General features: G+C 36.6%; 19 protein-coding genes. 5 read left to right on the top strand and 14 right to left on the bottom strand.

Annotation, left to right across the window (positions count from 1 at the left end):
- Positions 1–10 precede the first annotated feature (10 nt).
- The 3 genes from AACP56_RS07685 (at position 11) to AACP56_RS07675 (ending at position 1,876) form a co-directional block, all read left to right on the top strand.
- Positions 11–421: a BrxA/BrxB family bacilliredoxin gene (locus AACP56_RS07685; RefSeq protein ID WP_339335764.1), complete on the top strand. Its 411-nt coding sequence runs from the start codon at positions 11–13 to the stop codon at positions 419–421.
- 61 nt (positions 422–482) lie between these two features.
- The gene (locus AACP56_RS07680; protein ID WP_339335766.1) at positions 483–1,214 is read left to right on the top strand and encodes a lysophospholipid acyltransferase family protein; all 732 of its coding nucleotides are present in this window, start codon (positions 483–485) and stop codon (positions 1,212–1,214) included.
- A gap of 2 nt (positions 1,215–1,216) precedes the next feature.
- Positions 1,217–1,876 (top strand): HD domain-containing protein, encoded by a 660-nt coding sequence (locus tag AACP56_RS07675; protein ID WP_339335768.1) that lies wholly within the window; start codon positions 1,217–1,219, stop codon positions 1,874–1,876.
- A 10-nt stretch (positions 1,877–1,886) separates the two neighbouring features.
- Here the strand turns inward: AACP56_RS07675 and AACP56_RS07670 are convergent, their stop codons facing one another.
- From AACP56_RS07670 to AACP56_RS07615, 12 genes are all read right to left on the bottom strand, one after another.
- A complete protein-coding gene (locus tag AACP56_RS07670) occupies positions 1,887–3,125 on the bottom strand; it encodes an RNA polymerase sigma factor (protein WP_339335770.1) in 1,239 nt (412 codons plus the stop codon).
- A gap of 47 nt (positions 3,126–3,172) precedes the next feature.
- On the bottom strand, positions 3,173–3,526 hold the full coding sequence (locus AACP56_RS07665) for a YciI family protein (protein ID WP_339335772.1): 354 nt from the start codon (positions 3,524–3,526) through the stop codon (positions 3,173–3,175).
- A 102-nt stretch (positions 3,527–3,628) separates the two neighbouring features.
- On the bottom strand, positions 3,629–4,738 hold the full coding sequence (locus AACP56_RS07660; protein WP_339335774.1) for a PA0069 family radical SAM protein: 1,110 nt from the start codon (positions 4,736–4,738) through the stop codon (positions 3,629–3,631).
- A 56-nt stretch (positions 4,739–4,794) separates the two neighbouring features.
- Entirely contained in the window at positions 4,795–5,202 is a 408-nt protein-coding gene (locus AACP56_RS07655) for an META domain-containing protein (protein ID WP_339335776.1), read from the bottom strand.
- 46 nt (positions 5,203–5,248) lie between these two features.
- Positions 5,249–6,799 carry a hypothetical protein gene (locus AACP56_RS07650; protein ID WP_339335778.1) on the bottom strand — a complete coding sequence of 517 codons (1,551 nt, stop codon included), beginning with the start codon at positions 6,797–6,799 and terminating at the stop codon, positions 5,249–5,251.
- Between the two features lie 26 nt (positions 6,800–6,825).
- A complete protein-coding gene (locus AACP56_RS07645) occupies positions 6,826–7,608 on the bottom strand; it encodes an enoyl-CoA hydratase/isomerase family protein (protein ID WP_339335780.1) in 783 nt (260 codons plus the stop codon).
- Between the two features lie 77 nt (positions 7,609–7,685).
- Complete coding sequence (locus AACP56_RS07640) at positions 7,686–9,092, bottom strand: sensor histidine kinase (protein WP_339337019.1); 1,407 nt, start codon at positions 9,090–9,092, stop codon at positions 7,686–7,688.
- A 111-nt stretch (positions 9,093–9,203) separates the two neighbouring features.
- Positions 9,204–9,752: a CopD family protein gene (locus AACP56_RS07635; protein WP_339335782.1), complete on the bottom strand. Its 549-nt coding sequence runs from the start codon at positions 9,750–9,752 to the stop codon at positions 9,204–9,206.
- An 82-nt stretch (positions 9,753–9,834) separates the two neighbouring features.
- Positions 9,835–12,972, bottom strand: a complete 3,138-nt coding sequence (locus AACP56_RS07630) for a VPS10 domain-containing protein (protein ID WP_339335784.1) — start codon at positions 12,970–12,972, stop codon at positions 9,835–9,837.
- Between the two features lie 253 nt (positions 12,973–13,225).
- Complete coding sequence (locus AACP56_RS07625) at positions 13,226–13,840, bottom strand: hypothetical protein (protein ID WP_339335786.1); 615 nt, start codon at positions 13,838–13,840, stop codon at positions 13,226–13,228.
- A gap of 99 nt (positions 13,841–13,939) precedes the next feature.
- Positions 13,940–15,118, bottom strand: coding sequence for a helix-turn-helix domain-containing protein (locus tag AACP56_RS07620; RefSeq protein WP_339335788.1), 1,179 nt, complete (start codon positions 15,116–15,118; stop codon positions 13,940–13,942).
- Positions 15,119–15,263: 145 nt separating this feature from the next.
- A complete protein-coding gene (locus AACP56_RS07615) occupies positions 15,264–15,920 on the bottom strand; it encodes an HAD family hydrolase (protein ID WP_339335790.1) in 657 nt (218 codons plus the stop codon).
- A gap of 121 nt (positions 15,921–16,041) precedes the next feature.
- Between AACP56_RS07615 and AACP56_RS07610 the strand changes: the two genes are divergently transcribed.
- Together AACP56_RS07610 and AACP56_RS07605 are read left to right on the top strand one after the other, a co-directional pair.
- Complete coding sequence (locus AACP56_RS07610; RefSeq protein WP_339335792.1) at positions 16,042–16,746, top strand: carboxypeptidase-like regulatory domain-containing protein; 705 nt, start codon at positions 16,042–16,044, stop codon at positions 16,744–16,746.
- A 45-nt stretch (positions 16,747–16,791) separates the two neighbouring features.
- Complete coding sequence (locus AACP56_RS07605) at positions 16,792–17,256, top strand: RidA family protein (RefSeq protein WP_339335794.1); 465 nt, start codon at positions 16,792–16,794, stop codon at positions 17,254–17,256.
- Here the strand turns inward: AACP56_RS07605 and AACP56_RS07600 are convergent.
- Together AACP56_RS07600 and AACP56_RS07595 are read right to left on the bottom strand one after the other, a co-directional pair.
- Positions 17,253–17,618, bottom strand: a complete 366-nt coding sequence (locus tag AACP56_RS07600; protein WP_339335796.1) for a DUF2237 family protein — start codon at positions 17,616–17,618, stop codon at positions 17,253–17,255. The two genes, AACP56_RS07605 and AACP56_RS07600, sit on opposite strands and share 4 nt — an antisense overlap.
- 26 nt (positions 17,619–17,644) lie before the next feature.
- Entirely contained in the window at positions 17,645–18,010 is a 366-nt protein-coding gene (locus tag AACP56_RS07595; RefSeq protein ID WP_339335798.1) for a DoxX family protein, read from the bottom strand.
- Positions 18,011–18,041: the final 31 nt, after the last annotated feature.

The raw sequence follows: 18,041 nt of genomic DNA, 5'->3' as shown, positions 1-18,041 counted from the left end.
AAAATAGACTATGTATCCTGAGGAATTAGTAAAACCAATGAGAAACGACTTGGCAAGCGCCGGGTTTGAAGAATTATATACAAGTGAAGCGGTTGAGAATGCACTAAAAAAAGAAGGTACTACTTTAGTAGTAGTAAATTCTGTATGTGGCTGTGCTGCTGCCAATGCAAGACCAGCTGCTAAACTGAGTTTACAGAATGAAAAGAAACCAGATAATATTGTTACTGTTTTTGCTGGGGTAGATACAGAAGCTGTGAATACCGCTAGAGCGGCAATGGTTCCTTTTCCTCCATCTTCTCCAAGTATGGCTTTGTTTAAAAATGGGGAGTTGGTCCACATGATTGAAAGACATCACATTGAAGGTAGACCTGCAGAAATGATTGCAGAAAATCTAACCGAAGCTTACAACGAACATTGTTAAAACAACAATTTAGTTTATAAAAAAACCACTTCTATTTTGAGGTGGTTTTTTATTTTTACATATGCAAAAGTTGCTTTCATATCCGCTTACCATACTTTTCTTTACCTTCTTCGGATTAACATTGCTATTGTTCCATCCAATCCAATGGATATGTTTAAATGCTTTTGGTTACAATGCACATAAAAGGAGCGTAAGTATTTTGAACAGATGCTTAATGCTCTGTACACATTTACTGGGTACTCGATATACTTTTATTAACAATCAGAATATTCCTTTGGACAGACCGATAATTATTGTTTCCAACCACCAGAGTATGTACGATATTCCACCCATTATTTGGCATATGCGAAAGCACCATCCAAAATTTGTAAGCAAAAAAGAATTAGGTAAAGGTATTCCTAGCGTTTCATATAATCTTAGACATGGTGGTTCCGCTTTGATAGATAGAAATGATGGGAAGCAAGCGTTAATTGAAATTGGAAAGTTAGGTTCTTATATTGAAAAATATAATCGGAGTGCTGTAATCTTTCCCGAGGGTACCCGCAGCAGAGATGGAAAGCCAAAAGCATTTAAGCCAATGGGGCTAAAAACGCTGTTAAAAAAATCACCTTCAGCTATAGTGGTTCCCATAACCATAAACAATTCATGGAAATTGTTGCGCTTTGGAAAATTCCCCATGGGACTTGGTGCTCATTTAAAATTTAAAGTCCATCCTCCTATTGAAAACAAAGGAAATCCAGATGAGCTTCTCACTTTAGCAGAACAACAAATCATTAAGGATATTAGCATATAACTATGAATGATTCTGAACTTGTTGAAGAAACCATTGTATTTGTAAAAAAGACATTACAAGGTGCAGAAGGAGGGCACGATTGGTTTCATATACAGCGAGTTTTCAACAATACACTACAAATTGCTAAAAATGAAAAGGTCGATGTTTTAGTAGTTAGCCTAGCAGCATTATTGCATGATATAGCCGATGCAAAATTCCACAATGGGGATGAAAGTATCGGACTAAGAATGGCTCATGATTTTTTATCCTCATTGAACGTAAACAAGAAGATAGTTCAACATGTGATACAAATTATAAAAAACATGTCTTTCAAGAACTCTTTGGACAAAAATAAATCTGGATTCTATTCCAAAGAACTAGAAGTGGTACAAGATGCAGATAGATTGGATGCCATTGGTGCAATAGGTATTGCGCGCGCTTTTAATTATGGAGGGTTTAAAAACAGAGAACTCTATAATCCGGATATTGCCCCCAACTTAAAGATGACAAAAGAAGAGTACAAAAAGTCTTCTGCCCCGACCATTAATCACTTTTATGAAAAATTGCTGTTGTTAAAAGATAAGATGAACACTGAGACTGGTAAACAAATTGCTGAACAACGCCATGGGTTTATGCTAGGTTATTTAGAACAGTTTTATGGTGAGTGGAACGGGGAACTTTAGCTTAAGACTGTTATAATTTCTTTCTCAAGTGTTTTTTTGCCAGTTCATTATCGTTTAAATCGATAGCTTTTAACAGGGTTTCTTGATGTTCTTCACTATCTCCAAGCTGATAAAGCAAATCCGCTTTAATGGCATAAAAAAGTCCGCTTGAAGTAAAATTTGCTTCTTTTTCTACTGTTTTTAGCTCTAAAAGTGCATTTTCAGGTCCATTTACTTTAGAAAATGGAACAATTCTATTTAGAGCAGCTATGGGCGAATATCGCTGTTTTAATTGCAAGTCATATAAGTGAAGTATACTTGTCCAATCTGTTTCTTCAAAAGTGTTTGCCGCACAATGATAGTAAGAAACTGCAGCTTCTAAATGATAGCTTGATGGTAGCTTATCAGCAGTCCCTGAGTTTTCAAGATGATGTACCGCAATTTTAATAAGTTCCTTAGAATATTTAGAGCGATCATGAAATTCTAAGGTGACCAAATCTCCATTCTCATCGATGCGAGCATCAAACCGAGCAGCATGAAAACATATCAATGCAATTAGAGCTTCTAGATTAGGGTGCTTACAATACTCATTTTCCCTTAAAAGTAGTGCTAACCTTAAAGCTTCATAACAGATATCTTGTTTAATAATTTGAGAACCTGTTGTTGTGGAGTACCCTTCACTAAATAATAAGTAAATTACTCGTAATACCACAAAGAGTCTCGATTGCAATCCCATCTGAATAGGTATTTGCAAAAACTGAACTTCGTTTTTGAACCTTTTTTTAGCTCGGGTAAATGATTTAGCAACTGTTTCTTCCTTTTTTAATAAAGCATCCGCTAACTCTTTATTGCTAAACCCACCTATCAATTTTAAACTCAAAATGAGTTGATGTTCCTCTGTCAAAGAAGGATGACAGCAGGCAAAAATCATTTTAAGCTGACTGTCTGTTATCTCGTCATCGGTAGTTACTTCCGTATCCAAATCTGATGCTTCAGATTCTTTGGAATCGACAATATAAGACATCTTTTTGTCCCTTCTTAAACCATCTATCATTGCATTATTGGCTACACGAAATAACCAAGCGGTAGGATTATCAGGAATATTTTTATATCCCCAAATACGCATTGCTTTTACAAAAGTCTCCTGAACAGCATCTTCAATTTTTTCTAAATTGGAAACTCCGTATTTGCTGGTCATTACGGCAACTACTTTCCCGTATTCATTTCTAAAGAGGTGTTCTATGGTATCTAATGGTTCTTTTTTTTGCATAACGCACAAAAAAGCCTGATTAAAATCAGGCTTATCATTTGTAGTTCTTAGTGCTGGTCCATGGACAATATTTCGCGAACCTCAACATTACTTCCTTCATAATCAAAAATAGGGCACCCTTTGGAGATTTCAACTGCTTCATCCATATCTTTTGCAGATACAATTAAGTAACCTCCAACTAATTCTGCTCCTTCAGCAAAGGGTCCGTTGGTCACAAGTTCTCCTTTGTTATGAACTACCCTTCCATCCTCTGCCAAGGGGAGTCCATCCAATAATTGGCCTTTTTCTTGGAGCTTTCCCATCCATGCTCCCCATACTTGCATGTGGGCCTGTTTTTCTTCTTGTGACAATTTTCCATAGGCATCGTCACCACCTCTAAATAAATACAAAAAATTACTCATTTGTTTACGTTTTATGTTTGTATGCTACAAACTGATTTATACTCTGTTTTCATGTTTATGACGAAGTACAAATCAAAAATTGGACAACTTCAATAAAGTTATCTAAAATAATTTCATCTGACCGTCTTTAAACTCTTCATGTAAATCTGTTCTTAAACAAGGAAATACTTTATCAGCAAAGTACCTCTGTCTAGCCAACTTGGCCATATCATGGATTTGGGCGGCGATTTTACCTTCTCCTCTATTACGAAGACCAAATCGACTATCATTTATGCTCCCACCGTGACAGTCTTGGATTAAATGCAATACTTTTTCTGCCCTATCTGGCATTGCTTTTTTAATCCAATCTGTGAAAATCTGACCTATGGCTCCATTTAATCTTACTACTGTGAACCCAAATGATAAGGCCCCATGTTCAGAAACTGTTTTTGCAAGTTTTAGTAGTTCGTGACTATTGATTCCCGGTATCATAGGAGCTAACATTGCGTTTACCGGTATTCCATTTTCTGAAAGTACTTTGACTGTTTTTAACCTTCTTTTAATTGTTGCAGTTCTTGGCTCTAACAATCGCCTAGTATTCTCGGACAATGAGGTAATGGAAATATTCACACCAACCAGTTGATTCTCATTTAGTTTTTTTAGGATGTCTAAATCCTGTAATATCCAAGCGTTTTTAGTTATGATGCCCACTGGATGACGGTATTTATAAAAAACCTCTAAACATTTACGGGTAATTCTAAATTTTTGCTCAGCGGGTTGATAGCAATCCGTATTACCTGATAATACTATGGTGGCTGCCTTCCAGTTTTTCTTTTTAAGCTGTACTTCTAAAAGTTCAGGAGCGGATTTTTTAACAAGGATTTTACGCTCAAAGTCCAATCCTGCACTATAACCCCAATATTCGTGTGCATTGCGGGCATAGCAATAAATACAACCATGTTCACAGCCTTGGTATGGATTCATGGAATACATCATCCCAACATCTGGACTGGTAACCTTGTTCACTATTGTTTTGGGAAAAATAGGGATATATTGCGTCCTATTATTGTCCGCTTCTTCACCCTCAATACGGCAAAACTCTAAAAAATCTTCTCGCCTCTCATACACATGTTTGAGAAATCTGTTGGGCGTGTTTTGCTGAGCACCTCTCCCTTTAAGAAAATCTTGTTGTTTCAAGTAAGGATTTATTCCAAATTTATGGAATATTTCCATTTATTTGTTCGTTAGCACTGTTAATTAACAAACCAATAGGTAGAATAACTTGTGCTTTACTGTCTTTTCAAAACCATATATCTAGAGTCCGGTGCTGATAATACCATAGTGTCTTCTTCCGTAAAATAAACATTAAGAGCTGTTCGGTTATTGGCACTTACTATTAGACCAAAAAAAGAAACACCGTATGGAAACTCGACTACTAGAGTTGAAAAAACTCCTTCAAATAAAATCTCATCTCTTTTAAGAGAATAGCTTCCACTATAACTATTAGTAGCAGTAGAACCTCCAAAACCATCTTCATTAAAAGTAATCCTTATAACTTCTCCTTCTGGTGCTGGAATTTCATTGATTTCTACTACCTCCCATTCCCCTTGAATTCTTATGTTATTAAATAGACTATTGTCTGAAGTTTCACAACTTACAACGGATATTAACAGAAAGAGTGATATAATCCTTTTCATCAATCTAGATTTTATAGAAGATGAAAATCAATAAAAATAGTTGCGTTTACTTAAAAACAACCTCAACAAGCTGTTTTTTATTTCCACGTTTTGCGTAGAATAAAAGTTGGTCTTCGGATGAATCTATCAATGGTTTAGAAACCATTAAAGGCAATCTGGCTTCTTCATCACCAATTACTTTTTCGTAATCCAGTTTTCCAGATTCATCCAAAGAAATAAGGAATACGTTTCTATTTCTACTTAGGCCTTGTTTAAAGATTAAACGCTCTCCGTTTATCAATTGTGGATTCTCAGAGGAGGTACAAATAAAGAAATAGGTGTTACCATCTTTATTATAAGAGCTGTATGAAGCATAGGCACCATCGCCTTGGGTAACTTCTGCTTTGTTGATATTTCTGGTCCATAGCATGTCTCCATTTGAATCTAGTTTGGCACTAACAATATCATTATGGTGAAAACGTTCTACTTTCATTCGCTGGCCTGCCCCTGTTACTTGTAAACTATTGGTTACAAAATACTCTTCTGCATTAAAAAGGATATCATTCTCATTGGTAATATCTACACTCTTAAAAATCAGATTTTTGACAACCTTATCTTCTTCCCTACCAAACTTATCTTCCATAAATTGTAGTGAAAAAGGATGGTATTTTTTGGATTGAATGGCAAGTGAATATGGGTTTATGTCAAAATAGGAAACGCCATTATAGCGATTATCCTTTCTGTCGGCATAAAATCCCACACAAAGAAGTTTTCCATTATTCAATATTGGATAGAGTCCTTCCGAATACTTTCCTGGATCATCAAAAGATTGTGTTTTAGAGATTCCACCAGAAATTTTAATCATTTCATATTGAAACTTTCGCTCATCAATCTGAAAACGTTTTTTCTTAAAATAAGCCTTGCCAACGATATAAGTGTCTTCTAAATTATTTGAAAAAGCTACTTGTTCAAAAGCATAATTTTTTTCCTCAACTTCAGCTGAAAAGTCGTGCTCCCATTTTTTATTCAAACTCGTATCAAATAAGTGAATGGTATGTTGATTCTTTTTCCCTTTAATATGGTGCGTACTTATGATAAAACCTGTTTTTTCAGGATTAAAAAGCAAAGTAGTTGAGAATCCATTCTTAAAATTTCGGTTGTAGTAATTCTTGCCAAATGCTCCTTCTACGGCTGGAGTTTTAAATTCCAGTAAACGCTTTATGTTAAAACTATAATTAATAAGGCTAGAAGTATGGGCAGAATATTTGTAGATACCCCTTTCAAAATCGTAATCAAGGAAAATAAGGTGTAACTGGCCATTTTTAGTGAACCCATCTACGAATTGCTTTCCTTTAAGCTTGTAGTTGTACTCAGAGACCAGTTCCAAGTCTTTGTTGTAGTGTTCTATAAAATAGCCTTTGGGCTTTAAAATAAGCCCTTGAAAGTAGGCCCTTACCAAAATATATCCGCCATCACCATCGTCATCAATAGTAACTAGATTGGAATAGCGGTACCTATCACTAAACTTCTCACTAAAGTCGTAAGAAACAGGCATTTTCTGGGCAAAAGAGTTCATGCCTATTGCCAAAATGCATATTAGAAGTAGTCTTGTAATCATAAGAAATAGCTTTGGTTGAACCAAGGCTATGAACCGGGGAAATTGGCTTTACGTTTATCTAAAAAGGCCGAAGTACCTTCTTTAAAATCGTCCGTGCCGAAACACTCTCCAAAAGCATCAATCTCAACAGCATAGCCATCTTTATCATAGCTATAACCCGCATTTACAGCTTTTATTGCCTGTTTTATGGCAACTGAGGAGTTATTCGATATCTTGCTTGCCAGCTTTTCACATAGCGGCAACAATTCTTCTTGGGAAACTACATAATTAACCAAACCACAATCCAACGCTTTCTGTGCATCCAACATGCCTGCAGTCATAATCAGTTCCATTGCTTTCCCTTTTCCAACAAGCTCAGGCAGTCGTTGAGTTCCACCATACCCTGGAATTACCCCTAGGGATACTTCTGGCAATCCCATTCTAGCATTGTCACTAGCTACTCTAAAATGACAGGCCATTGCCAATTCCAAGCCACCTCCCAATGCAAAACCGTTGACCGCAGCAATAACTGGTGTACTAAGATTTGCAACAAAATCAAACAAAAGTTCTTGTCCTTTGGCTGCCAATTTACCCCCTTCTTTTTCAGAAAAATGAGCAAATTCAGAAATATCGGCGCCAGCCACAAATGCTTTCTCTCCACTCCCCGTAACGATAATTACTTTGGTTCCTTTATCTTCATCCAATTCTTTAAATGCCTCATGCAATTCGGTAATAGTAGCTTTATTTAGAGCATTTAATTTTTTAGGCCTATCAATAGTTATAGTTGCAATATTATTCTGCTCCTCTATGTAGATATTCTCGTAGTCCATTAAATAAATGTTAGATATTAGATAAAATTACACATTCAGCATTGTGTGTACAACCCGCCTCTACCGTTCAAAAAAAATTACTCCTTTGGAAATTTAACCGTAAAAACCGTTCCTTTTCCTTTCTGGGAGGTAAAATCTATGCTTCCGTTATAATTTTCAACAATGTTTTTTACCATACCAAGTCCCAGTCCCATTCCACTGGATTTTGTAGTAAACTTGGGCTCAAATATTTTATCCTTAAACTCATCGGCAATTCCCACCCCATTATCCGCGATTGAAATCTTAACTTGATTTTCTTCTGGAGCCACTGTAACCAAAATACGTGGATTTTCAACTTCGGGTACAGCCTGAATTGCATTCTTCACCAAATTGGTAACCACTCTTATTAACTGCGTACGGTCTAACTTTGCTATAATTTCTTCTTCTTGGGATATAAAATGGATATAAGGTTCATGAAAAATGTCCAAAGACAGCTTGGTCACTTTTACCACATTTAACGTCTCTTTTTGCTGGGCAGGCATATCTGCAAAGTTGGAGAAAGCAGAAGCAATATTGCTCATTGTATCTATCTGCTGCACCAAGGTTTTGGAGAACTCTTTCATTTTCAATTCTGCATTAGGGTCTTTGGGATCAAACTTTCGTTCAAAACTTTGCACCGTCAGTCGCATTGGAGTCAATGGATTTTTAATTTCATGTGCTACTTGTTTAGCCATTTCACGCCAGGCTTGTTCGCGTTCGCTCCGCGCCAACTTCACAGCACTTTCTTCCAATTTGTCAATCATGGCATTATAAGCCTCAACCAGTTTGCCTATCTCTTCACTTGGGTCTTCAATACTAATTTTTTCGTTTCGTTTGTTCAGGTTAGTCTGCCCTATTTTGTCCGAAATATTTTGTAGTGACCTAGTTATATATTTGGAAATAAAATACGCCAGTAGGATTGCGGAAAGTAACATCAGCAGATAAACCCCACCAAGACGCATTAAAAACTCCCGAAGCTCCATATCATTAAAGGAATTATCTTCAAAATAGGGCAAGTTCATTATACCTATGGGCTTGAACTTTGGGTCAGTTATATAATTATATGACGCTTGATATTTATCCCCAGCAGTACGCTTTTTCTCTACATAGCGCTTGTCCGCACTTGCCAATAAATTGTTCAATACCTCTGCATCCAAGCAATTTGCCACAGAATCCGCCTCAAAAGCGGGTTTGGAGCTTTTAATCAAGGACCCTTCTAAATCGTAGATATTGAAGTTTACATTTTGAACATCAGAGATCTTATAAATCTCGTTCATAAAAATGAACTCCAAATTCTCTGTAATAGGCTCGTAAGTGGTCTCTTTTAGAACGTAATTGATACTCTGTAGAATCTGCTCCTCTTTGCGTTCTAAGCGGTTCTCATGATAATCCTTGGATTGCTCCCTATATTGATAAATGGTTACCCCAGCAATCAACACCGATGCGATAAGCACCAATAAAATCATGGTAAAGAATATGCGTGACCTTAAGGATAGTTTTTTGAACAAGCCCAATCTAGTTTGGGATTAAAGTTAGCAATAATCGAACCAAAGCAGACTACTCACCTAAATTTCAACCTAAGCCTCAGGGTTTTTATCTCGAATACGTTTATAAAGTCGAATGCCCAACATTAAGAGAATACCCAAGAGGATTATACCCAATACTCCATAAATCCAATTTACAGCGCTTTTTAAAATCACCAAAAAGACTATGGCAAATAGAAGCAGTGTTGCGCCTTCGTTCCAAATACGCATAAAATTAGAAGTGTATTTAACCTTATCATCCTGTAGCTGAGCAAAAATTTGATGACATTTAAAATGATAAGCTATCAATAAAACCACAAATCCCAGTTTTACTTGCATCCATGGCTGATATACCAACGCTATTCGAAGGTGCAACAACCAAAGCGCAAAAAACACACATAAAATTGCCGATGGCCAAGTAATGATATACCATAACCTTTTGGTCATGAGTTTTAATTGCTTGGTTAAAATTTCCTTTTCGGGAGAAGGTTTTGCATTTGCTTCGATATGATAAATAAAGAGGCGTGGAATATAAAAAAGCCCTGCAAACCATGTAATCACAAAGATTAAATGCAGGGATTTGATATAATTATATAATTCCATAAACTTTGGCAGAGGTTATAAGGCCAAAGGTAAAAAAGGAGTTGTTTAAAACCTTATTCCTCTTACCCAAAACCTTAACCTTTTAATCCTCAATACTCAAATACTCTAAATTTAAAGCATTGAACTGAGCATTGAATTCTTTCATTTCCTTATCTACCAAGGTATCAAAGGCCTCTAATTGGGCATTAATTTTAGTGGTCATTTCATTCTTAACAGCAATATCTTGCTCAGTAGGAGGAAAATCATCTATGGAGACCAAGCTATTTAAATGCGCCAATTTATTGGTCAATTTAATGGGAAAGTTTAACGGGTCTTGATTGCTTCTGTTTTTAGTTTGATAAAGCGCTTTCTCTATCTCACCAAAACCTTCTTTCATCTTCTTTGCTTTCTCAACCAGCGCTTTGGTAGCCTCATTTTCTTTGTACTGGGTTGTAAAGGCATCCAATCTTTCATTGATTTTACGAATCTTTTTTATGGACTGATGGGCCTTATCGACCGTTTCATTAATACTGGAAATAAAGTCGTACTGCTTCTGCATATCCGCTACAGAAACCTCAGCACGCGGGTCCGGTAAAATTTTAAACGTCTCACTCAGCGTAGTTCCATTAACATTTAAATGCACTTTGTAACTGCCAGGTACTGCTTTAGCACCGTTTAAATTAGCCCACCATAGAATCATTCCTTTTAAACGCTCTGATCCTTTTCCCCTAGTATCCCAAACATGGGTATTTCCACCTTTTTTTACTTTTAACTTATTCTTTTTGTCTTTGGCAAAAGTGCTAAAGTTCCCAAGCGTATCACCAGCCATAGAAGTATAGGTAAGACTAATACTATCTTTCTCGTTTTTGTCCTTTATGTAGAAATGAGTCACTACTCCATTAGGATGGTTTTGTCCAGCCGTTAGGCTTGGTTTACTAGCCGCACGCCCTTTAGTTCTGTAGGAATCTTTAGGAGCAAATAATTTCATTGAAGCACCTTTATCAGCCGAATTTAATTGATGTAATACCGTTAGGTCGTCCAATATCCAAACACTTCGTCCTTGAGTAGCTACCACCAAATTATTGTCTTTAAGTGCTAAATCTGTGATGGGTACTATGGGTAAATTCAACTGGAATTTCTCCCAATCTCTTCCATCATTAAAAGAAACATACATCCCAGTTTCCGTACCAGCATACAACAATCCTTTTTGATTGGGGTCTTCACGTAGCACTCTAGTAAAATGCTCACTTTCTATGCCGCTTGTGATTTTAGACCATGTTTTTCCATAGTCAGTTGTTTTGTATAGGTATGGGGCAAAATCTCCCAACTTATAACGAGTTGCTGCTACATAACAGGTTCCTTCATCAAAAGCCGAGGGCTCAATACTATTTACCATACTCCATTCCGGCATGTTTGGAGGCGTCACATTCTCCCAATTCTGACCGCCGTCTTTAGTGACATGGATCAAACCATCATCACTGCCAACCCAAAGTAAGCCTTCTTTAAGTGGGCTTTCATTTGCTGCAAAAATGGTGCAATAATACTCAACACTCGTATTGTCTTGGGTTATTGGGCCACCACTACTGACCAGTTTTGTTGGGTCATTACGAGTAAGGTCCCCGCTCAAGAGTTTCCAGCTTTGCCCCTCATTTTCCGATAAGTGTACATGATTGGAAAAAGTATATAATTTTTTGGGGTTATGCCTGCTAAAAATAATAGGGAAATTCCACTGAAAACGATATTTCATAGCCTCTGCACCAGCACCCATTGGGTTATCCGGCCACACGTTTATACCTCTAACCGTATTGTTCTTGTGGTTTACACGTGTTAGAAATCCATCGTAACTACCTCCATACACAATATCATTATCCGTAGGATCAATCGCTAAGTGAGCACTCTCACCACCAGCTGTCCGTTCCCAATCATCTTCGCTTATACTTCCACCATCCGAACGGTGGTTAATTCTTATGGTTGAATTATCCTGTTGTGCCACATAAATACGATACGGGAAGGCATTGTCCGTGGTTACCCGGTAAAATTGTGCGGTAGGTTGGTTATAGTATGTACTCCAAGTTTCTCCACCATCATAGGTAACTTGTGCGCCACCGTCATCACCAATAATCATACGCTTACTATTTTCTGGAGCAATCCATAAATCGTGATGGTCACCATGTGGTGCGTTAAAGGTGTTAAAGGTTTTTCCACCATCTGTGGATTTATGGTAACGTACATTTAAGACATACACCACATCTTCATTCTCGGTATCTGCATATACTCTTGTATAGTACCAAGCCCTTTGACGTAATTTACGCTCACTATTAACCTGGGTCCATTTTTTTCCGCCATCATCCGAACGGTACAAGCCCCCTTTATCCTTATTTTCTACAATGGCCCAAACACGTTCACTATTTTTAGGGGAAACGGTTACTCCAATAATCCCTAAAGTATCTTTTGGAAAACCTTCATTTTTGGAAATCTCTGTCCAAGTTTCACCACTATCCGTACTTTTCCAAAGTGCAGAACCATCACCACCGCTACTCAAAGAGTGAGACGTTCGCTGCGCACGCCAAGTAGACGCATACAAAATTCGTGGATTATTAGGATCAAAGGTTAAATCTACAGCTCCAGCTTGATTATTCACAAAAAGCTTTTTTGCCCATGTTTTTCCACCGTCCGTACTTTTATAGATACCACGTTCTTGGGTAGGTTTATAGATATTGCCCAATACAGCAGCATATACCGTATTATGATCTGTGGGATGAATACGGATTCGTGGCACATGGCGACTGTTTTCAAGTCCAGCGGAAGTCCATGTTTTACCGGCATCTTCTGTTTTCCAAATCCCATAACCACTGGAAACATTTCCGCGAAGCGTTTTTTCACCCCCGCCAACATAAATGACATTTGGGTCACTTTTAGCAACCTCAACAGCACCTATACTTCCACCAAAATAACCATCTGAGATATTCTCCCATGTACGCCCGCCATTCATCGTTTTCCAAACACCACCCCCGGTAGCACCAAAGTAAAACAGATTAGGTTCTCCTGGCACTCCAGTAACCGCCGCAGATCGTCCACCACGAAACGGACCTACCAAACGATATTCCATACTAGAATAAAGCTCTGAAGGAATTGAAGGCACCGCCTTCTGGGTTTTATTTCTTCGCTGTGCGCTTAGATTCAATGGTATAAGTAATAAGGCTAGGGCTAATAAGGATAGCTTAGTAAAGTATTTCTTCATCTGTGTTTTTTTGGTTGGTGATTTTTAGTTGAATGTCATTTCGACATGAGTAGTTTCACTACGAATGAGAAATCTAGATTTCTCACACTCATTTTCATTCGGTTCGAAATGACTAAAACGGAAAACACCTTTTAAATTAGTCAGTCTTAAATGTAGTGAAGAATAGGGTATTAAAAAAATGTGGTCGAGATACAAAACCTGTTTCAGATTTCTATATCTCGACCACACACCATGCAAAAAATTTAGCTTCTTATTACTGCTTTAAACCTAACTCTTTTTTACGCTGTTGTAGTAACTCATATACATCAAGCTCTTGTCCTTCTTTAATCGTTTCATCAACGGTTAGTAGTACATACTTTTTAAGTCCATTTCTAAATAACAACTCTTGACCTATTTTTAAGTCCACACCACTAGATGAATTTGGCGATAAGTTTGGATTCATCACATTAGGAATTATCAGTGGAATAGCTTTATTACTTGGGTTGATTAATTTAAAACTTATGCTTTGTCCTCTTGTACTTTTAGGCTTTAATTTTACATCCGTGTTCAACATCTTTACGGAAATCTTACCCATTTTATTAGAGTTATTAGTGAATGTAATTTTACTTCCTTGCTCCACCATAACCTCAACCTTTCCTAGAGGCCCCAAACCAAAACCGCGAACAAATTCTCCCGTTTCTTTATTCTGAACCTCAACATCAATTTGAGCTCCCGTATTGTTTTTAAGCTGCAGCTCGTACATCTTATAATTTGGATAATCCAATTCTATTGATGAACCAGAAGCTATCTCCACATTAGATTTTTGTGACCATAAAACGGACATCACCATTAAAAATACTACCACACTAAAGATTATTGTTTTTCTCATGATTATTTGTTTTTGAGATTAATACTAGAACAAATTTGAGAAAGTAGTTTTCTATGGACGACTTAAATAAAATAGAGACGTCTCATACGATTTGAGACGTTACTTTTTTAGGGATTCTAGGTATTCTGTGGGCGTTAATTTTACTTCTTTCTTAAATACGCGGTTAAAGGTAGCTTTACTGTTAAATCCGCATTCAAAGGCCAACCCAACTAAAGAAAATTGTTTGTGAGCTCCTCCTTGCAAGCGTTGCTTAAACTCTGAAATTCTAAACTGATTAACAAAATCATTAAAATTAACTCCAAAGCCTAGATTAATAATTTCAGAAGCTTCACTTCTAGGAACGCCTAGCTTTTTAGAAAGCTGTGCCAGATTCAATTCTGGGTCTAAATAAACCTTATCTTTTTTAAACAATGCGTTTACATTTTCCTTCCCTTTTGTAATTCCTTCATCCAAAACTTCAGATCGTTTTGTTTGAGGTTTATTTTTTGCCACCTCAAAATCTTTTAAAAAATTAAAATCTGTGAAGTATCCTTTTACCCCAAAGTATAAAAGGGCGAGAGCGGAAAAGAATTGAATCCACCATTTTTGTGTCCAACTCATCTCAACAATTATTTCATCAACAAGAATTTGAATTAATCCATAAACAAAAATAAAGGAGTAAATAAATAAGAAATTACGAATCCAGTTTAGCTCTTTTTTAAAAGTGTTGGAAAAGAATTGCTGAATATTATGTTTGTAAGTGTAAAATAGCTGAAAAGAAAAAGCTAGGTACAACAGCATTTGAGCAGATGAAATTACCGTTACCAAAGGATTAAGGTATGGCCATTGAAAATTGACTACCAAATAGCCATTTTGTACCTCTGCAAACTCTAGTTGTTGTGCATCATAAATTAATATGACGAGTTTTAACATAAAAAACAGCACCCAAGGCAAGGCATGTAGTAAATGTGTTTTTACAAATTTAAACCCGGGGGTTACCACACTCTTTACATAAAAGTAGATTAAAGGTGCTGTAAGCATTTCCATGCTCACTAAATAGTAGTTTATCTTGGTGTTCCTAAAAGTATCGTACCAACCCATGAAACCTATAGTGTATGTAGTTCTATGGTAGCACATAATCAATAAGATACATGCAAGTAAAACATCTGGAATTCTTTTGTTTTTTACAAACCTGCTGTACAACAAAAAGCAAAGTAATAAGCCTTGCACTACTAACACCAATAATGGGGTGCTATAGATATTAAAATCTGGAAAACCCTGTAAAAACAGTAATAGCATCTTCATTTGATTGACTTATCAAATATATTGTTTTATCGGTATTGAGAAAAGGAAGTAGCTTTGAGAGCTTCAGCAAACAAAAATGAAAATAATTTTGAAAATTCTCACACTCACTACATTCGGTTAAAAATGACTACAGGGTGTTTCAAAACAATTTACTAGCTCTATCGAATCGTATCTCCTCAAAAGAAGAAATCACTTTATTAGCCAGGGAATAATCTTGATTTTTAGAATGTGGACTTTTAAATCCAACACAGTAGATGCCAGCAGCATGGGCAGCTTGTATCCCATTGGTAGAATCTTCAATGACCATACATTCTGATGGACTAAAACAAGAAGTTTCAGCCGCCTTTAAAAAAATCTCGGGATGAGGTTTGGAAGCTTTTAAATCTGCTCCGCTTAGTTTGGCCTTAAAGTACTGGTCCAACTTAAATCTTGAAAATACATTGTTTATGGTGGGCATTGATGCCGAACTCGCCAAAACCAAAGTAAGACCATTTTTGTGGTATTCTTCTATTAACTCACGCACTCCATCAATTAAATCCAGCTCTGGATCATGCAGAAAAAGCTGTTTAAAGATGCTTCTTTTAATATTGACCAATTCATGCGATGCTCGGTTTAAGTTAAACTCCTGCACCAATTGCTTACAGATTTGTAAAGTAGCTTTTCCGGTAAAACTTTCATAAAGTGTATCTGAAACGGAAATCCCCACTTCTTTGAACATTCCATAATAGGCTCTTTGATGCAGAGGCTCAGAGTCTATAATAACCCCGTCCATATCAAATAATACCGCTTTAAGCATTTTGTTTTTTTGGCGAAGATACTCTCAAAAAATATTCTTCCCTCACCCAAAAGTACCATTCCCTAATTCCCACTTTTAAACTTTTGATTACTCCTTTAGTTTAGCTCTAAAGAACAATATCATGAGCTATAAAATTACTATCCCAAAACCATGCTCCGAAGATTGGAACAAAATGACTCAAACGCAAAAAGGCGCTTTTTGTAAAAGCTGTGCTAAAGAAGTAATTGACTTTACCCATACTACGAAAAGTGAGTTATCCCGTAAGATAAAAAAGGGAGATACTATCTGTGGCCGCTTTAAACCAGAACAACTGAATACACCACTACCAACAACATCACAAACACAGTTTAGAAGAAATGCAGCAATGCTTGGTTTTACCTCACTATTGGCTTTAGGAAGTCCACTCCTAGCCCAGCAGACTGTAGAACCTACCCATGAAGTAGAAGGGAATTTTGTGTTGGGGCGTATTGCACCGCAACCTGTAGAAAAAGAATCGTTTACTATAACTGGAGTAATCAACGATATTAATAACTTACCCTTGCCTGGAGTAAACATTGTATTAAAAGGAAGTGTCATTGGTACTAAAACTGACATGAAAGGAAGGTTTAGCCTAACAGTCCCAAAGACAAAAGAAAAAGAAGTATTATTTGTCTCCTATATTGGTTTTGAAACCAAAGAAATCATTGTTCAAGAAAATCAAGCGCCACTTTGTATTAAACTAGAGGAAGATATGCAAATACTAGGAGAAGTGGTAATCATGGAATATCCCGCTAAAAAGACAGATTCCATTAGCAAGCTAAAAAAGTTGTTTCGAAAAAAGCGCTAAATTATTTAATAAGAAATGAACTATCTTGATAGTAAATTAAAGTTTATGAAACCTATTTACTTCCTATTATTTGTTTTTCTAATCGCATGTAAAAACGAAACCAATATACCCGTGGAAAAAGAGACCCAAACTTCTACTTTTTCCATAGAACATATTGATGCCCGCCAAGGCTATTCTGAGGCAGTTATAGTGGAAGCCAATGGTACAAAAACCATATATATTTCAGGTCAAGTAGGAGAAGGTGAAGATTTTGAAGCGCAATTTAGAGATGCCATTAATAAACTTACAGGGACTTTAGAAAATACAGGGGCAACTTTTAAAGATGTTGTTAAATACAGCACTTTTGTAGTAGACTATAAGCCAGAATATTTGGATGCGTTCCGTGCTGTTAGAAAAGAAGTTCTAGGTGATGCCAACATGCCTGCAAGCACTTTAGTTGGTGTGGAAACTTTAGGAGCTCATTCTTGGGGTGTGGAAATTGAGGCCATAGCAGTAATAGAAGCCGACTAAGCTTCAATATGTTTATGTTCTAAAAGCATTTCAAAATCGACTATTTGTAATGCTTTTTCATGCGTAGCTTCTAAAATTACTTCTGGTGCTTTCCCAGCTTTGTAGGCTTGTTTCCATCTAGAGGCACATAAACACCATTTATCTCCTGACTTTAATCCCGGAAACTGATACATAGGAATAGGTGTACTTAAATCATTTCCCTGCATTATTGTGTACTCCAAAAACTCTTCCGCCATAATTGCACAGATAACGTGGGTTCCTACATCTTCTGGCCCTGTTCTGCAAAATCCATCACGATAAAATCCCGTTTTGGGAGTGTAGCAACAGGCTTTTAGTTCGGTACCTAGTACGTTCTTATCCATATCTACTTAAAATTTAAGTCTGTTTATTACATAATTAATAAAACTAAAATAGTTGTATTCACTACTATGTAGAAAAATGCGGGAAATGACTTTATGAACGAATCTCTGATTTTTAGCCGAACCATAAATCCCAAAATCATTAAAATAGCCAGTCCTGCACTGGCTAGTATACCAAAAATCTTCCAATAAAAACCAAATACAAGACCTACTCCACCTACCAATTGCAAGTACGCATTCAATTTTCTAAAGTTCTTTAAACCATAGCGTTCAAATTCTGATACCATAAATGATGAATACAAACAACTAAGCCCAAAAATGATAAATGAAATTGCAGAAAAAGTCATTAAACCTATTAAATACCAAGAAAAGTAGTTCGTATTAATATATCCCATACAATAATTTAGTATTTTTGTTTAACAATTT

This window comes from Croceitalea sp. MTPC6 (assembly GCF_036985525.1).
In the GTDB taxonomy this organism is placed as follows: domain Bacteria; phylum Bacteroidota; class Bacteroidia; order Flavobacteriales; family Flavobacteriaceae; genus Croceitalea.
This window is presented reverse-complemented; position numbering and strand designations above follow the sequence as displayed.

What these genes read in the sequence shown, in the direction of transcription:
- AACP56_RS07655 (WP_339335776.1), bottom strand. Translation starts at nt 5,202, where the DNA reads ATGAAAAGGATTATATCACTCTTTCTGTTAATATCCGTTGTAAGTTGT.
- AACP56_RS07630 (WP_339335784.1), bottom strand. Translation starts at nt 12,972, where the DNA reads ATGAAGAAATACTTTACTAAGCTATCCTTATTAGCCCTAGCCTTATTA.
- AACP56_RS07625 (WP_339335786.1), bottom strand. Translation starts at nt 13,840, where the DNA reads ATGAGAAAAACAATAATCTTTAGTGTGGTAGTATTTTTAATGGTGATG.
- AACP56_RS07685 (WP_339335764.1), top strand. Translation starts at nt 11, where the DNA reads ATGTATCCTGAGGAATTAGTAAAACCAATGAGAAACGACTTGGCAAGC.
- AACP56_RS07660 (WP_339335774.1), bottom strand. Translation starts at nt 4,738, where the DNA reads ATGGAAATATTCCATAAATTTGGAATAAATCCTTACTTGAAACAACAA.
- AACP56_RS07650 (WP_339335778.1), bottom strand. Translation starts at nt 6,799, where the DNA reads ATGATTACAAGACTACTTCTAATATGCATTTTGGCAATAGGCATGAAC.
- AACP56_RS07600 (WP_339335796.1), bottom strand. Translation starts at nt 17,618, where the DNA reads ATGGATAAGAACGTACTAGGTACCGAACTAAAAGCCTGTTGCTACACT.
- AACP56_RS07635 (WP_339335782.1), bottom strand. Translation starts at nt 9,752, where the DNA reads ATGGAATTATATAATTATATCAAATCCCTGCATTTAATCTTTGTGATT.
- AACP56_RS07665 (WP_339335772.1), bottom strand. Translation starts at nt 3,526, where the DNA reads ATGAGTAATTTTTTGTATTTATTTAGAGGTGGTGACGATGCCTATGGA.
- AACP56_RS07615 (WP_339335790.1), bottom strand. Translation starts at nt 15,920, where the DNA reads ATGCTTAAAGCGGTATTATTTGATATGGACGGGGTTATTATAGACTCT.
- AACP56_RS07680 (WP_339335766.1), top strand. Translation starts at nt 483, where the DNA reads ATGCAAAAGTTGCTTTCATATCCGCTTACCATACTTTTCTTTACCTTC.
- AACP56_RS07645 (WP_339335780.1), bottom strand. Translation starts at nt 7,608, where the DNA reads ATGGACTACGAGAATATCTACATAGAGGAGCAGAATAATATTGCAACT.
- AACP56_RS07675 (WP_339335768.1), top strand. Translation starts at nt 1,217, where the DNA reads ATGAATGATTCTGAACTTGTTGAAGAAACCATTGTATTTGTAAAAAAG.
- AACP56_RS07595 (WP_339335798.1), bottom strand. Translation starts at nt 18,010, where the DNA reads ATGGGATATATTAATACGAACTACTTTTCTTGGTATTTAATAGGTTTA.
- AACP56_RS07610 (WP_339335792.1), top strand. Translation starts at nt 16,042, where the DNA reads ATGAGCTATAAAATTACTATCCCAAAACCATGCTCCGAAGATTGGAAC.
- AACP56_RS07670 (WP_339335770.1), bottom strand. Translation starts at nt 3,125, where the DNA reads ATGCAAAAAAAAGAACCATTAGATACCATAGAACACCTCTTTAGAAAT.
- AACP56_RS07620 (WP_339335788.1), bottom strand. Translation starts at nt 15,118, where the DNA reads ATGCTATTACTGTTTTTACAGGGTTTTCCAGATTTTAATATCTATAGC.
- AACP56_RS07605 (WP_339335794.1), top strand. Translation starts at nt 16,792, where the DNA reads ATGAAACCTATTTACTTCCTATTATTTGTTTTTCTAATCGCATGTAAA.
- AACP56_RS07640 (WP_339337019.1), bottom strand. Translation starts at nt 9,092, where the DNA reads ATGATTTTATTGGTGCTTATCGCATCGGTGTTGATTGCTGGGGTAACC.